Source organism: Cellulophaga sp. BC115SP (genome assembly GCF_009905545.1).
Taxonomy (GTDB): domain Bacteria; phylum Bacteroidota; class Bacteroidia; order Cytophagales; family Spirosomataceae; genus Flectobacillus; species Flectobacillus rivi.
Window position 1 is genome coordinate 23,334 of the sequence record NZ_JAAALB010000036.1, and the last position, 16,518, is coordinate 39,851.

13 protein-coding genes are annotated in these 16,518 nt (G+C 37.8%); 11 read left to right on the forward strand and 2 right to left on the reverse strand.

The genetic code is table 11. From position 1 onward, the window contains the following. Positions 1-9: 9 nt before the first annotated feature. The 4 genes from GVN22_RS20420 (at position 10) to GVN22_RS20435 (ending at position 3,452) form a co-directional block, all read left to right on the forward strand. The gene (locus GVN22_RS20420) at positions 10-1,971 is read left to right on the forward strand and encodes a TonB-dependent siderophore receptor (protein WP_166552866.1); all 1,962 of its coding nucleotides are present in this window, start codon (positions 10-12) and stop codon (positions 1,969-1,971) included. A 119-nt stretch (positions 1,972-2,090) separates the two neighbouring features. Beyond that, positions 2,091-2,735, forward strand: coding sequence for a diphthine--ammonia ligase (locus tag GVN22_RS20425; protein WP_166552867.1), 645 nt, complete (start codon positions 2,091-2,093; stop codon positions 2,733-2,735). Then, positions 2,729-2,953, forward strand: coding sequence for a cysteine-rich CWC family protein (locus tag GVN22_RS28455; protein ID WP_166552868.1), 225 nt, complete (start codon positions 2,729-2,731; stop codon positions 2,951-2,953). The genes GVN22_RS20425 and GVN22_RS28455 overlap by 7 nt, the downstream gene beginning before the upstream one ends. After that, entirely contained in the window at positions 2,934-3,452 is a 519-nt protein-coding gene (locus tag GVN22_RS20435; RefSeq protein WP_166552869.1) for a PAS domain-containing protein, read from the forward strand. Before GVN22_RS28455 ends, GVN22_RS20435 begins: the two co-directional genes overlap by 20 nt. A gap of 45 nt (positions 3,453-3,497) precedes the next feature. Here GVN22_RS20435 and GVN22_RS20440 read toward each other — a convergent pair whose 3' ends face one another. Beyond that, entirely contained in the window at positions 3,498-3,890 is a 393-nt protein-coding gene (locus tag GVN22_RS20440) for a hypothetical protein (RefSeq protein WP_166552870.1), read from the reverse strand. 486 nt (positions 3,891-4,376) lie between these two features. Here GVN22_RS20440 and GVN22_RS20445 point away from each other — a divergent pair, with 486 nt between their 5' ends. Further along, positions 4,377-4,748 (forward strand): hypothetical protein, encoded by a 372-nt coding sequence (locus GVN22_RS20445; protein ID WP_166552871.1) that lies wholly within the window; start codon positions 4,377-4,379, stop codon positions 4,746-4,748. A gap of 224 nt (positions 4,749-4,972) precedes the next feature. Then, positions 4,973-7,645 carry a glucosidase gene (locus GVN22_RS20450; protein WP_166552872.1) on the forward strand — a complete coding sequence of 891 codons (2,673 nt, stop codon included), beginning with the start codon at positions 4,973-4,975 and terminating at the stop codon, positions 7,643-7,645. Between the two features lie 263 nt (positions 7,646-7,908). Here the strand turns inward: GVN22_RS20450 and GVN22_RS20455 are convergent, their stop codons facing one another. Further along, the gene (locus GVN22_RS20455; protein ID WP_166552873.1) at positions 7,909-9,135 is read right to left on the reverse strand and encodes a sugar MFS transporter; all 1,227 of its coding nucleotides are present in this window, start codon (positions 9,133-9,135) and stop codon (positions 7,909-7,911) included. Positions 9,136-10,168: 1,033 nt separating this feature from the next. On the opposite strand from GVN22_RS20455, the gene GVN22_RS20460 reads away from it, so the two are divergent. From GVN22_RS20460 to GVN22_RS20480, 5 genes are all read left to right on the forward strand, one after another. Beyond that, on the forward strand, positions 10,169-11,374 hold the full coding sequence (locus tag GVN22_RS20460) for a Gfo/Idh/MocA family protein (RefSeq protein WP_240915722.1): 1,206 nt from the start codon (positions 10,169-10,171) through the stop codon (positions 11,372-11,374). Positions 11,375-11,535: 161 nt separating this feature from the next. Next, positions 11,536-12,471, forward strand: coding sequence for a polysaccharide deacetylase (locus GVN22_RS20465; protein ID WP_166552874.1), 936 nt, complete (start codon positions 11,536-11,538; stop codon positions 12,469-12,471). Positions 12,472-12,525: 54 nt separating this feature from the next. Then, positions 12,526-13,671: a Gfo/Idh/MocA family protein gene (locus GVN22_RS20470; protein ID WP_166552875.1), complete on the forward strand. Its 1,146-nt coding sequence runs from the start codon at positions 12,526-12,528 to the stop codon at positions 13,669-13,671. Positions 13,672-13,775: 104 nt separating this feature from the next. Further along, a complete protein-coding gene (locus GVN22_RS20475) occupies positions 13,776-15,419 on the forward strand; it encodes an ATP/GTP-binding protein (protein ID WP_166552876.1) in 1,644 nt (547 codons plus the stop codon). A gap of 4 nt (positions 15,420-15,423) precedes the next feature. Further along, positions 15,424-16,476 carry a sugar phosphate isomerase/epimerase gene (locus GVN22_RS20480; RefSeq protein WP_166552877.1) on the forward strand — a complete coding sequence of 351 codons (1,053 nt, stop codon included), beginning with the start codon at positions 15,424-15,426 and terminating at the stop codon, positions 16,474-16,476. The last annotated feature ends 42 nt before the right edge of the window (positions 16,477-16,518 follow it).

The window sequence follows — 16,518 nt, forward strand, 5'->3', positions numbered from 1 at the left end:
ATCAAATCAATGTTTAAATCTTTATTTTTCTGTTCAGGATTACTTTGTGTGGCAAGCCTAAGTATGGCTCAAAACAATGTGACAAACCTTAATGAAGTAGTAGTTACCGCCAATAAAGTACCTCAAAAGCAACTACAAACAGGAAAAGTTTTAACCGTTATATCCAAAGAAATTTTGGAGCGCAATGTGGGCAAGTCGCTGGGAGAGCTACTCAACCAACAAGTGGGCATGCAGGTAGTAGGTTCGCAATTAACACTTGGTGCAAATCAAGAAGTAAGTATCAGAGGCTTGAGCAATGGTTATGCTCTTTTGCTTATGGACGGCATTCCATTGAACGACCCATCTACGATTGGTAATTATTTTGACTTAAACGTTATTTCAATTGACCAAATCGAAAGAATTGAAATTTTGAAAGGAGGGCAATCCACCCTTTATGGTTCGGATGCTGTTGGTGGAGTTATTAATATTATTCGTAAAAAAGCTGACAGTAAGCCATTTAGTGCGCAAGCCAACCTTTCAGGAGGAAGTTATGGAACTTGGAAGGGAGCTTTGAATTTGAGTGGTACTTTAAATAAAAACTCCAGTTATTCTTTGGCTTACACCAAGTTATATTCAAAGGGTATTTCGCAGGCAGCTAATAAAAAAGATGATAACCTAAACGAAAAAGATGCTTTTAATCAAGATGCGTTTCGTGCTCAGTTTCAGCAAAAAATTGGCACAAACCTTACAACCAAAGTTTTTGTAACCCACGAAACTTATCGTGCCGACATTGATAACGGAGCATTTAGCGACGATAAAGACTTTGTAGCCAATAGCCGCAGCACACAAATAGGAGTAGGGGCAGAGTATTTTGTGGGAGGTGGCAAATTAGTGGCCAATTACCATTATAACGACCTCAAACGTAGCTATATCAACGATTCTAATTATGTTGCTCCTGATGCGTATGATAAGTATTCAGCTAGTAATTATGGAGCAAAAACCAACTATGCAGAACTATATGGCAGTTGGAGTTTGGGTAAAAATGTAACATGGTTGATTGGTGCAGAATACCGTGCCCAAAAAATGAGTCAAACCTATTTGTCTATCAGCGATTGGGGACCTTATGAGGATGCTCCATTGAGTGATGATTTGGCAAATGTAAACCAAGTGAGTGGTTACACATCTTTTACCTTGAATAATTTAGGTGGTTTTGGTGCTGAAGCAGGAGGACGTTACAATCATCATTCTTTGTACGGAAATAATTTTACCTACACCCTCAATCCTTATTATTTGTTAGGCAAAAATCTAAAGGTATTAGCTAACTTTTACTCAAGTTTTAAGTCGCCGACTTTATATCAATTGTATTCTCCTTACGGAAATACAGCTTTGAATCCTGAAAAATCATTCACGCAAGAAGGCGGTTTTCAGTTGTTTAGCAATAACCAACAATCCTATTTCCGTGCTGTGTATTTTAATACAACCATCAACGATGTGATCATTTTCCAGTCAATCAGTGCAGCGCCTTATGGCAAGTATGTTAATTTCAATAAGCAAGCAAGTAAAGGTTTGGAATTAGACGCTCAAGCGCAGTTAGGCAAGTTCAATATGTCGGCTACCTATACGCACCAGATTGGAGAATTGACTACCAAAGTAGCAGGAAAAGACACTACTTACAAAAACTTGATTCGTCGTCCTGAGAATGCCTTTACCTTGAGTTTGGGTTATCAGGCTACTTCAAAATTGTATGTTAGTTCAACCTTGAGAGGCATTGGTGCTCGTAAGGACACCTACTATGATAATGACCAATTCAAATCTATTAACGTAGATTTGGATGCATATCAGCTGTTAGATGTTTATGGTGAATATCGCATCAATTCAAAAATCAAAGCGTATGCTGATTTGAGAAATATTTTGAATACCAAATTTGTAGAAATAACAGGCTACCAAACCCGCCGATTTAATGCAAGTATTGGGTTGAGTTTGCAGTTTTAAAATAGGCACTAGGCATTAGGCAAGAGGCAATAGTTTTTATTTAAAAAAATAAAGATTTGTTTAATGCTCAGGAATTTTACATCCAGTAATTAAACCACTAGTGCCTTTACCCTCAAAAAATGAACCTCCTTTGTTCTTGGTCTGGTGGAAAAGATTCTTGTTTTGCTTTGATGCAAATGAATCAACTGCCTACCGTAATTTTTACGACACTCAACGAATGGGGCGACCGCTCACGTTCGCATGGTTTGAGCCCTGCTATTTTGGAAGCTCAAGCTAATGCTATTGGTTGTCCAAGTGTTACGATTAGTACTTCTTGGGAAAATTATACCGAAAAGTATATCGCTCGTCTCAAGTCGCTGACTGAAGAATACCAATTGACAGATGCAGTTTTTGGCGATATAGACCTACAACCGCATCGTGAATGGGAAGAGAAAGTTTGTGCCGAGGCACAGCTCAATTGCCATTTGCCACTTTGGCAACAAGACCGTAAAACATTGGTTTTTGCAATGATTGCGTCAGGTATCAAAACGATGATTGTATCTTGTAATGATACGTTGGGTGCCTCGTTTTTAGGTAGAATTATTGATGCTCAAACTGTAGCGGATTTGGAAGCAAAAGGTGTGGATGTTTGCGGTGAAAATGGCGAGTTTCATACCGTAGTATTAGATTGCCCTTTGTTTCAACATCCAATTGATGTGGTTCAAGGCGAAAAATTAGTTCATAACAATTATCATTTTTTAGAGTTAACATTGGTAGAATGTTGAAGATACACACCCATTGTCCACGTTGCCAACAACCATTTCAGTGCAAAGTTGACGATATAGCACATTGTGATTGTCAACAAGTAACATTGACTTATGAGCAAACCCAACAATTGAGACAGTTGAGTTTAAATAAGTACGGAGGACAATGTTTGTGCAACACTTGTATAAAGTCTCTAATCAAAACCCATTTTGAAGACCATGATGCAACTCAGTCCTAAAACTTTCTGCGACACTTTTTCAAGTGTAAATACCTCTATGCCAATTTTGACTGGTATGGAATTTATGCGTCGTCCTGCAAGACTCAGCGATGCGTTACTGCATGAATATGAGTGTGTGAGTCGAATGGCTCATGTGCGAAAATGGGATTTCGATTTGTATCATTTCCGAGAGTTTATTCAAGACCCTCAACATGCTGTAGTCATTACCAACGTTCAACAAACTATACAGTGGGTAAATCATGGTTTTGCTAATATGACGGGCTATCAGATACAAGAAGCTTTGGGAAAAAAGCCTAGTTTTTTACAAGGAAAAGAAACCGACCCACTTACACGATCAGCGATTAAGGCTTGTTTGTTGGAAGAGAAAAAGTTTGAAGGAAAACTGATCAACTACCGCAAAGACGGCGAACCTTATTGGTGCGATGTTCGTATAGAACCTATTTTTAACGAGCAACAAAAACTGGTTAATTTCATTGCCTTCGAGGAAGAAATTGTTTGAAATAAAGATATGTGATAGAGACGCCAAACTTAGCGTCTCTATTTTTTATATCGTAGCTACCTTTATGACTAAATGTCCTTTTTTGACACCATAAGGCTTGTAAGATATTCTTAAAAAGCCTCTTCCATAGTAATCAATACTATAATCTAGGGCGGTTTTTCCCTTCTTCAAGTTGAATCTATTTACAATATAATTTGGATTATCATAATCACGAATCTCGATATAGGCTGGCGCATCTAGCTCACCTTCTATTTTTAGGGGTAAACTCACGAAGTCATGGAAAGTAGCAGAGGTGTCAACGTAAAATTGAGGTTTTTGAACGTCTTTGACCGTGATAGCCAAGTAATTGGGCTTTTTGAATAGGAGCATCCAAATACCAAAGAAAAGAGCAGTATTAAGCACAATAGGCGCGATGTTACGTTTGATTTTTTGTAGCATGTAGATTGAAATTAATAGATGAAGACTATTATAAAAGTACATATTTAACTGAGCATTGGCAACGCCTTCTTTTTCAGTATCTATATGCTTATTTACTTTTCTCTAGTAATAAATCACTAAATTGAGTAGTAATACTTATTTTATTTATGAGTAATTATTACCAATTTTGTAACAAGTTAATAATTCATCTCATGCTATCGAATTGTAAACTTTAACAGAGAAAAGACCGAACGCCCCCCGAAAAACGTTCGGTCTTTTATTTTTACACCTGTTTCGACACCTAAACCTACGAAAATGATAAAAGTTTCTTGTAAAAACTGAAGAATCCTCTAACTTGTAAGTTGATTTATATCGTGTCCATTTGAGGTTTTTGAAGTCTAACTCAAAGGAATGTTATACAAGCAGAAATGCGTATCTAAAATTTATTTCCTTAATTTCTTCATATACCTTTTTCGTAAATCATTAATCGAAATAACCCTACCTGCAATGAAAAAAATTATGTTTGCCCTTTGCTTTTGGCTCTTAGGAATCGTGTTTGCCAAAGCTCAGACAATCTATGTAAACGGTCAATCATTGAATGCTATTCGAAATGTGAATTATATCACAATCAAAGCCGAAAAAGCTTGGCTTGCAACCAAATTATCTGTTTTTCTTGATTATGGACAAGGAAATTCACCAAGAGAACAAGAGGTGACAGATGCCAACCGAAAGCCTTTATTTTTTAATAGTAAAGTTGAAATATTCAATTTGATGGATCGCCAAGGATGGGAGTTAGTGGATACTTACGAAGAGATAAAAGAAGGTAAAACCTTCATTTTGCATATATTTAAACGTAAAATTTTACCACGTGTAAAATAAGCATATCTACTTAAAAGTCAGTAGTAGTAGCTACATAAAGAGATTAAAAAGCCTCAACTTTTAAAAGGTTGAGGCATTTTTTTTATCTTTGAAAAGATTTGCAATGTTTTGTATAACATGAGCAAGTTTTTGCAGAAAACCTTGAACTAATCAAATTAATTATACCATAACACCACTAGCTTTTAGCGAGATAGAAGTTAGTTATATCCCGAAATTGAGAATTTATGAGTAAAGTAGTAGTAAGTGCCGAAAAATTAAGGTTAAAAACTCGTGCCGACAACAAAGGATGGAAAAAATGGGGTCCATATCTATCTGACCGTCAATGGGGAACAGTACGAGAAGATTATTCTCCTAATCAAGATGCTTGGAATAATGTAACGCACGATATGGCTCGCTCAAAAGCCTATCGTTGGGGCGAAGAAGGTATCGGTGGTATTTCGGATAACAAATCGTATATCTGTTTTGCACTTGCTTTGTGGAACCATAATGACCACATTTTGAAAGAAAGGTTCTTCGGACTAACAGGAAATGAGTCGAACCACGGCGAAGATGTAAAGGAATTATATTACTATCTTGACTCGACGCCTACGCACTCGTACATGAAGATGTTGTACAAATATCCCATAGCAGCATTTCCCTATTCAAAACTGGTAGACGAAAGCCGTAAGCGCTCACGCTTAGAGCCAGAATACGAACTTCTTGATACAGGTATTTTTGATAACGATGAGTATTTCGATGTATTTATCGAATATGCAAAGTCGGACGAACAAGATATTTTGATAAAAATTACGGCACATAACCGTAGTAATAAGCCTGCTCCAATTACCTTATTACCAACTATTTGGTTTAGAAACACTTGGTGCTGGGGATACGAAAACTTCAAGTACAAGCCAATGTTGACTGGTGTGTCAAACAAAGTAATTGAAGTAGACAACAAAAGCGTAGGACACTATAAATTGTATTGTGAAAAGGCGGATGAATTATTATTCTGTGATAACGAAACCAACTTCCAACGCTTGCATGGTGTAGCTAATAATGTGCCATATACCAAAGATGGTATCAATGAGTACATTGTTAATAAAAACAAAGCGGCTGTCAATCCAAACAATATCGGTACTAAAGCCTCAGGACGTTACACCAGAGTGGTAAAAGCGGGTGAAAGTGTAACGATTCGTTTGCGTTTGTCCGACCATTCTATTATTGAGCCATTCGGTGGTTTTGAAGACATTATGGACAAGCGTATTCGTGAGGCAAATCAGTTTTACGATGAATTGCAAAGTAGTGTACAAGACCAAGAGTTACGTTCAATTCAGCGTCAGGCTTATGCAGGGATGCTTTGGACAAAACAATGGTATTATTACAATGTCAACGAGTGGATTAAAGGCGACCCTACAATGCCGAAGCCTTCGGACAATCGGAAGTTTGGTCGAAATTCAGGCTGGCGACACATGTATGCCGCCAACATCCTTTCGATGCCCGACAAATGGGAATATCCTTGGTTTGCGGCATGGGATTTGGCCTTCCATACCATTCCATTGGCACGACTCGATCCTGACTTTGCAAAACGCCAGTTAGCCGTAGTATTGCGTGAATATTATATGCATCCGAATGGACAAATTCCTGCTTATGAATGGTCATTTTCGGATGTAAATCCTCCTGTACATGCTTGGGCGACATGGCGTGTGTATGAGATAGATAAAGAAATGAATGGCGTAGGGGATGTCAAATTCCTAGAGCGTGTTTTCCATAAATTATTGCTCAATTTTACGTGGTGGGTAAACCTCAAAGACGAAGGTGGTAACAACATCTTTGGAGGCGGCTTCCTTGGAATGGATAACATCGGAGTATTTGACCGCTCGGCAACTTTACCAACAGGCGGACGTCTTGAACAGGCTGATGGTACAGGCTGGATGGCCATGTATAGCTTGAACATGCTTCGCATTGCCTGTGAAATTGCAGTTGAGCGCCCAGTATATCAGGATATGGCTTCTAAGTTTTTTGAACACTTCTTACATATTGCTGGTGCAATGCAAATGTTGGGTGGCTCAGAAATTAGCCTTTGGGATGAAGAAGATCAGTTCTATTATGATATGCTTCACATGCCAAATTCGCAAAGTATGTTGCTCAAAATCCGTTCGATGGTAGGATTAATTCCACTTTTTGCTGTAGAAATTCTTACACCAGAAATGTTGGAAAAACTTCCAGACTTCAAACGTCGCGTGGATTGGGTTTTGGCTAACCGACCAGATTTGGCAGGTTTGATTTCACGTTGGTACGAGCCAGGAAAAGGAGAAAACCGTTTGTTGGCAATCTTGCGTGGTCACCGTATGAAGATGATTATGAAAAAGATGTTTGACGAAAATGAGTTCTTGTCAGAACATGGCGTTCGTTCATTGTCAAAATATCACCTCGAAAATCCATACCAGTTCCGTGTACACAACGAGGTATTCAGAGTAGATTATACCCCAGCCGAATCTACGGGAAGTATGTTTGGGGGTAACTCGAACTGGCGCGGACCTATCTGGATGCCAATGAACTTCTTGTTGATTGACTCCTTGTTGAAATTCCAGTCGTATTATGGTAATGAATACGAAGTAGAATATCCTACCAATTCGGGTAATATGGTGAGCATCAAACAAGCCGCTTTGAGCTTGGCAGAACGTTTAATCAAAATCTTTAGAACAGATGAAAACGGTAAACGTCCGATGTATGCCAATTACGAAAAAATGCAAACCGACCCACATTTCAAGGATTTGGTGTTATTCTACGAATATTTCCATGGGGATGATGGCAAAGGGCTAGGAGCTGCTCACCAAACAGGTTGGACAGGTCTAGTAGCAGAATTGATTTTGATGGTAAATGAGGCGAATAAGGCAGAGATAAAAGAAATCTTATAAATGCTGAATTCTGAGGTGTGAATTAGGGCTGTACGTTCAGATATCGGATGTTGGATTTCGGAAGTGTAAGCTTCTATACTTTGTAAAAATCAAGATATTTTACTTTTTACCGAAATCAGAAAGCCCAATAATTCAATCTTATTCCTCCAAAACAGTATCAACAAAAAAGCCTTAAGCAGTCTGCTTAAGGCTTTTTTATTGATACTGGCATTCGGAAACTTTAAGCATTTTAAAGAATCTAAAAGCAACTCATCAAAATATTCTTAGTGTGCTTTTGCTCCTGATGGAGTTTGTTTGCGCATAATGAAATACAATACGGCAAAAGCGATAATCAAGATGAATGGGAATACTGCCATATTATCCAAAGTTGCTTGTCCAGCAGCTAAGTCAAGCTCTTGACCTGTCAGACCATTGGCAGCAGCAGCAGCTTTTTCGTCATCCAACCATTTACCAATGATTGGTTGGAAAATTGAGGTAGAGAACATCCCCATACCACCAATAATTGACATACCAAAAGCACCAGTACGAGGTAGATATTCAGCTACAAAACCAATCATAGTTGGCCAGAAATAGCATACACCAATCGCGAAAATTACTGCCGAAACATATACCATTGCACCTTCAGCTTGGCTCATCAAAACCACACCGATTGTTGCAAAAATAGCCGAACCTAGCAATACACCCGTTGGGTTTAGATTATGTACAATTGGACCAGCAAAATAACGACCTACTGCCATCAAACCAGTTACCAAAGCCAAAATCAACATTGGACTTGCTCCTGCATGACCCAATACTGGACCAATCCATTGCTCAGGACCAAATTCAGAAATAGCAGTCAATGCCATACATGCCAACATAAATAAGTACAATGGCGAAAGCATCGCTTTGAAGTTTTGACCTGTTGAAGCAGCACCTTCATCTTGACTTTCAGGAAACGCTTGTCCCAAAATCAATGCTGCATAAGCTACCGCAGGAATCAAAATGATACCAATTTGCAACTGCCAGCCCATACCAGCCGAAGTCATAAATTCAGAAATTAAACTCGCAATAACGATACCTCCAGGGAACCACATGTGGAAACGGTTCAACATTTTGGTTTTTTGATTGCCTTCGTACATATCAGAAATCATTGGGTTACAAGCCGCTTCTACGGTACCATTGCCAAATCCAACGAAGAAAGTCGAAATCAATAAAGTCCAGAAACCACTTGCGAAAATGGTCATTACTAAACCTAATACGTGTGTAATAAATGCTACCCACATGATTTTTTTAGGACCTAATACATTGTAAAGAGGACCTCCAATAATCATTGCGATAGGGAAGCCTAAAAATGCCATCTGGTTGACGTATCCGAGGTGCTCTGCATCAAGGTTAAAGGCTGTACCTAACTGCGTGAGGACACCTGCACGAATACCGAAAGCCATTGAAGTAGTGATTAGTGCAAAGCAACTCGCCAAAAACAATCGATTATTATTAACTGTTTGGGACATAATTGATTAAAGGGTTTAAGATTAATAAAAGGGACAGTGTTCTTATTTTATTATAATTCGTACTAAAAAAAATCCATGCCAAAAAAACAAAAAGATTTCCGTATTTACTAAATGCCTTTGTAATAATTTTAATTAAAATTTGCAATCAAACGGTATAGAGCGGGCTAAATGTAGTATTTTCAGGTGTTTTTTTAGATTACTTTTTCAAATAGTACATTTTAGGATGATTCCTCAAATCATTTCATGATTACGCTTCAGGCAATAAACCATACTTATCAGGAGTGCCGAATTATGAATGCTGAATTAGGAGTGTACGAAAGATTTCCAATAATTGCGGATTTGGGATTTCTGATTTCGGAAATAAAGTAAAATATCTCTATTTTTTATAAAACATAGAAGATTACACTTTCGAAATCCCACATTCCACATCCGATATCCGAAATAGACATTTTTAGAATCCTTCGTACAGTTCTGATGATGAATTGTATATGTATTTTTTAATTGTCAATAACTTACAATTAAAAGTTGTTATTTTTTGCATGAACGCTTATTGGAAGCAAAAATTTATATTCTTGTATTAGGAAATACAATTCCAACATTTAGCACATGGCATAAAGCATATAGCTCTCAGTCAATAAAATTATATTACTTTTGTGCAATATTGTATCAAAAAGATACAGAAAGAGAGAATAGTCTTATTTTTCAAATATCAATATTAGCTTTAGGCAAAAGACCGTAGGCATTAGGCAAAAAATGTATACCTGATTTTATTAGAATACTTTTATACTTTTGGCTTAGTGCACATAGCCTAACGCCTATTGCAAGTAAAATTGAAGTAGTTGTGGATATGAAATACTGATAAACTTTACATTCATCATTCACAACTCATAATTCATCATTAATTAATGATCCATTATTCTAATTATATATATCAATTATTATTTCAACCTAAAACTGTTGAGCCTTTAGAACAAGCTGACCTTGATTAGTCAGCCGAGCCGTTCAGAAGCTCGATATTTAATTAACGAAAAAAATGGCTAGAAAAATCAGAATGGGCATGATTGGAGGAAGTTTGGATGCCTTCATCGGAGCAGTTCACCGCAGAGGAGCCGCCTTAGATGGCGAAATCGAACTTGTTTGCGGAGCGTTTAGTTCAAATCCTGAAAAATCTAAAGCTACTGGCGAGGCGCTTTATTTACCTGCCAACCGAGTATATGACTCGTATGAGGAAATGATTCTGAAAGAAAAAGAACTTCCTGAAGGCGAGCGTATGGATTTCGTTTCGATCGTTACGCCAAACCATGTACATTTTCCTGCGGCAAAATTTGCTATCGAAAACGGTTTCCACGTAGTGATGGACAAACCACTCACTTTGACGATGGAAGAGGCTAAAGAATTGACCGAAATCGTTAAAAACTCTGGCTTGTTATTCGCCCTTACGCATAACTACACGGCCTATCCAATGGTAAAAGAAGCACGTCAATTGATCAAATCAGGTGCTATTGGACAAATCCGTAAAGTAATTGTTGAATATCCACAAGGATGGTTATCTCAATTGGTGGAGGCATCTGGTCAAAAACAAGCTTCATGGCGTACGGATCCCGCTCGTAGTGGAGCAGCAGGTGGAGTTGGCGATATTGGTACACATGCTGAAAACTTAGCTGAATATATTACTGGCTTACAAATTACAGAACTTTCGGCGGACCTTACGATTTTTGTGGAAGGTCGTATGCTCGACGATGATGCCAATATTCTCCTACATTTTGACAATGGTGCCAAAGGTATTTTGCACAATAGCCAAATCTGTAATGGAGAAGAAAATGACCTTAATATTCGTGTCTATGGTGAATTTGGAGGTCTGAAGTGGCGCCAAATGGATCCGAATACTTTGATTATGACAAATCAAGAAAATGGTTCGAAAATTATCCGTACAGGAGTTGGCAATTTGTCACCTCACGCACAGGCACATACGCGTCAGCCAGCAGGACACCCAGAAGGCTATATCGAAACATTTGCAAGTATTTACCGAAACTTTACTTATGCCCTACGTGCCCGTTGGGGTGCCGAAAGCAAATCTGGTACAGGTGGTGGTTTAGGAAAAGGTACTGGAGTGGAAGGTTACGACCCAGATATATATGACTTCCCAAGCATCGAAGATGGTTTGCGTGGTATGGCTTTCATCCAAACGGTTGTGAAGTCAGCAAACTCAGCGGAAAGATGGACAAAATTTGAAATCTAAAAAGAAGTATCTCCAAGTCACAGATTTATGCTTGATGGCTTGGAGATATTCTGTAAATTTGGAGGCTATTAAAGAGGCGCAGCCTATAGAAAATCGTCTTTTTCTTTCATCCTTCATTACTTTTGTACAAAAAGTTTGGAAAAAACTCGCTTGAGATTGTTATGAAATACTTCTTAACATTCCTGTTTTTAGGACTCCTATTTACTCGTTCATTGGCTCAAATATCTCAGTATGAAGTGTTTTTTGCTCAATATCAAAATGAATTAGTCATTAGGAAATGGAAAGATGCTGGTACTACCCAATACTTACTGGTTAATCCAGAAAGCCTCAAAACACGCGTTCTGAATAATATTGAGGTGCAGTCGATGGAATGGAGCAATGTGATAAATGCTTTTGAAAAAACACCTTATATTCATGATTGGCAAATAGAAAAGCATCGTGATTATGAGCTTCAAGACGCAGGAATTACAAAGGCAGATAGTACGCTCAAAGGTTTTAGTTTAACGATAGATTTATGTCCATCGAGCAAACCATTGACTCGAAGTTTTTTCCAAAATGTGATTAAAAGTTTTGAAATCAGTGAACGTCCTGTTCCTCTGACTATAACCATTACAGGCGTTTGGATGCAAAAACATCAAGATGACCTCAGTTGGCTTAAGCAACAAGAAAAAGTAGGTAATTTACGTATTACGTGGGTCAACCACAGTTATACGCACCGTTACGACCCTAAATTGCCTCTTACTAATAACTTTTTGTTGGAACATGGTACCAATATCCTTTCGGAAGTATTATTGAATGAGCAAGCTATGTTATCCAATGGACTAGTTCCTTCTATTTACTTTAGATTCCCGGGGTTGGTGTCCGACAAAAGCATTTTCGATGAAGTTTTGGCTCTTGGGCTATTACCCCTCGGAAGCGATGCTTGGCTAGCCAAAGGCGAGTCTATCAGAAATGGAAGTGTGGTATTGGTTCATGCCAATGGTAATGAGCCTTTGGGATTAGCGCTTTTTCAAAAAATGCTTCTAAAAAATGAAGGAAATATCAAAAGTAAAAAATGGCTTTTATGGGATATTTCCAATTTACTATCCAAAGAGTAACCCTTTACAAAAACAATAATTAATTATATCCCCAAAAAACAAATCGATTAACTCATGTCAAAAATCAAAGTAGGTGTCGTTGGTACAGGCTTTATTGGACCAGCTCACATCGAGGCCCTCAGAAGACTACCAAATGTAGAAGTAGTAGCACTTTGTGAAGTGAATATTGAATTAGCTACGGCTAAAGCTGCACAGTTAGGTATCGAACGCCCATGTACGTTTGACCAATTGTTAGCCATGGAAGACATCGCTTGTGTACATATCTGTACGCCAAACTTCTTGCACTATTCTCAATCAAAGGCCGCTTTGTTGGCAGGTAAGCACGTTGTTTGCGAAAAACCATTGGCAAAAGACTTGCACGAAGCAGAAGAATTAGTAGCACTTGCTAAAGAAACAGGTTTGGTAAATGCTGTTCACTTCAACTTACGTTATTATCCATTGGTGCGCCAAATGAAAACGATGCGTGAGAAAGGTGATTTAGGAGAAATTTACTCAATCATTGGTTCATATCTACAAGACTGGTTGTTTTACAACACAGACTATAACTGGCGCTTGGAACCAGACAAATCTGGTGATTCTCGTGCTATTGCTGATATTGGCTCACACTTGATGGATATTATCGAGTATATCACTGGTTTGAGAACTGTTGAGGTTATGGCTGATTTCAATACAGTTCATAAAACTCGTAAGAAGCCGTTAAAACCTGTAGAAACCTATTCAGGCAAAATGTTACAGCCAGAAGATTATGCAGACGTTGAAATCAACACAGAGGATACTGCTAACGTATTGTTACGTTTTGATAATGGAAATAAAGGCTTAGTAACAGTTTCTCAAGTTTCAGCGGGTCGCAAAAACCAATTGAAATTGGAGATTTCTGGTTCAAACAAAACTTTTGCTTGGAACTCAGAAGCACCAAACGAATTGTGGTTGGGTAACCGTGATGCAGCCAACCAAGTGTTGATGCGTGACCCATCGTTGGCATATGCCGAAGCAAGAGATATTATGACGTTCCCTGGTGGTCACAACGAAGGTTTCCCAGATACTTCAAAACAATTGTTTAAAGAAGTATATGCGGCCGTAGCGGCTGGCAAACAACCAGAAAATCCAACTTTCCCAACCTTTGCGGATGGTTACAGAGAACTACTCATCTGTGAAAGAATCCTAGACAGTCACAGAAGCCAAAGCTGGACGAAAGTATAGTATTTAGTGAATGAGTGATTGGTGATTTAGTGAGTAAAAGAGAATGATGAACAAGGTGTATATTTGTTCATCATTCTCTTTTAAAATTGTGAATCAATTCAAATATGAAAATCAAGAGCGTTCAACTGAAAAACTTCAAACGATTTACGGATTTAAGAATAGAGAACATTCCTGAAGAAACTAAATTGGTTTTACTGATTGGAACAAATGGTTCTGGTAAGTCTTCTGTTTTTGATGGTTTTAGATATTCAACCTTTGTAGCTAATAGCAGTGCTAAAAACGATGGGTTGCTACTCAAGCCAGAAACTACTAAGGAATATTACAGAAAACAGGTTGATGTGCCTACTGAATGTACTATTAACCTATATCATAACAAAGAAATACACAGATTAGAACAGTATCAATTAGAATCTCTTAATCCTGATGCTTTTGATTTACGTAAAAAATTTATTGGTAGAAGTAGTAGTAGGATTATTCCCAAAATCATCAATCAAGCGGATTTAGCAGAAATAAATAAGGATGCTGATGCTCCTGCATTGTATATTGACAATGATACTCGTTTCATCAACGATGTTTTCTCCTATATTCAACAAATCAATAAAGCATTAAGAGAACCTGCTTTTAGAGGAGAATCAGCCAATACGCTTGAAATATTTCAGGAGTTCATAGCACCTCTGAACTCTTCATTAAGTACGATTTTTGGAGATGATACTGCAATATCGTTGAAAATTGTTGAATTTGAAGATGCATCTCCGTCGAAACCTGCCAAACTAATTTTTCAAAAAGGGAACTCTAAAATCAATTATGATTTACTAAGTCATGGAGAAAAGCAGGTAATTATACTTTTACTCAATTTTATTGTCAGGAAAAAACAATACGAAGATGCTATTATATACATCGACGAAATGGATTGTCACTTAAATACTTCTTTGCAAGAAACACTCCTAAAAGAAATTGTTGAAAAATGGATCCCTGATAGTTCGCAGTTATGGACTGCATCGCACGCGCTTGGTTTTATTGACTATGCTCGAAAAACAGACAATGCGGTGATTTTAGACTTTGATTCTTTAAATTTTGATGCTCCCCAAACCATCGTGCCCCAATCGAAAGAGGTATTAGATGTGTATGATTTAGCGATACCTAAAAGCATTTTATCTCAATTATTTAGCGATAAAAAAATTGTTTTTTGCGAGAATAGAAATGATGAATACTACAATTTAATGGGGATAGATAAGACCTTATTTGTTGGAGTAAAAGATTCACGTGATGTGTTTTTACAGATCAAAAATGATAAAACTAAATTTTCACTTCGAGATAGAGATTTTCTTAGTGACGGAGAAATACAGATCATTCAAGGAGAATATCCCAATCATCGTATTTTAAAGTATTATGACTTTGAAAACTATCTCTATCATCCTGATAATATTGCAGCGTTGGGTCTTGCAGGTTTTGATAAAAATGAATATCAAGCAGAAATACTGAAGCAGAAAAAAGCAAAAGTTCATTACATTTTGCCCAAAGTTGAATCAGCCAGAAAAACGTATGAAGAATTTAAAACTGGCCTCAAACCCGAAAGTACTAATAGTATTGTAGATGATTTTGTCAGTGATGAGTTTGAACGTTTTTATAAGTTTTTTGATATGAAAGAACAGTTTAATCGTACATCTCTTGCTCCATTCAATCTGACAACCCAACGATTAGCTGGTACCAACTGGTTTAAATCTCAAATAGAACAACTATTAACATAACAACATGAAAACAATCAAAGGTCCTGCTATATTTTTAGCACAATTTTTAGATAATGCTGAGCCTTTCAACTCACTTGATTCTATTACTTCGTGGGTAGCTGATTTAGGTTACAAAGGTGTACAGATTCCTACTTGGGATGCTCGTGCGATTGACCTTCAATTGGCTGCAGAGTCAAAAACATATTGCGACGAATTGAAAGGTAAATTAGCTGATAAAGGTGTCCAAATCACTGAATTGTCAACGCACTTACAAGGTCAGTTAGTGGCAGTGAATCCTGCTTATGATGTGATGTTTGATGGCTTTGCGCCAGATTCAGTAAAAGGTAATCCAAAAGCTCGTACCGAATGGGCTGTGCAACAATTGAAATGGGCAGCGCAAGCTTCGCAAAACCTTGGTTTGAATGCTCATGCTACATTCTCGGGTGCTTTGATGTGGCATACGGTATATCCTTGGCCACAACGTCCTGCTGGTTTGGTAGAACAAGGTTTTACTGAATTGGCTAACCGTTGGTTACCAATTTTGAATGCTTTCGATGAAGCTGGTGTTGACCTTTGCTATGAAATTCACCCTGGTGAAGATTTGCATGATGGTGTTACATTCGAAATGTTCTTAGAAAAAGTAGGTGGTCACAAACGTGCTAACTTGCTTTATGACCCGTCTCATTTTGTATTGCAATGTCTTGACTACTTACAATACATCGATTTCTACCATGAGCGTATCAAAATGTTCCACGTAAAAGATGCTGAGTTTAACCCAACAGGTAAACAAGGTGTATATGGTGGTTATCAATCATGGGTAAATCGTGCGGGTCGTTTCCGTTCATTGGGTGATGGACAGGTAGACTTTGGTTCAGTATTCTCTAAATTAACACAATATGGTTACGATGGTTGGGCTGTATTGGAATGGGAATGTGCTATCAAAGATCCAGTTCAAGGTGCAACGGAAGGAGCTCCATTCATTGATTCTCACATTATCCAAGCTACGTCAAAAGTATTTGATGACTTTGCAGGTGGCGGTGCTGATATTGAATTGAATAAGAAGATTTTGGGAATTTAATGTGATTTGGGATTTTATAAAAGAAAACCTCATAAGCTTGCT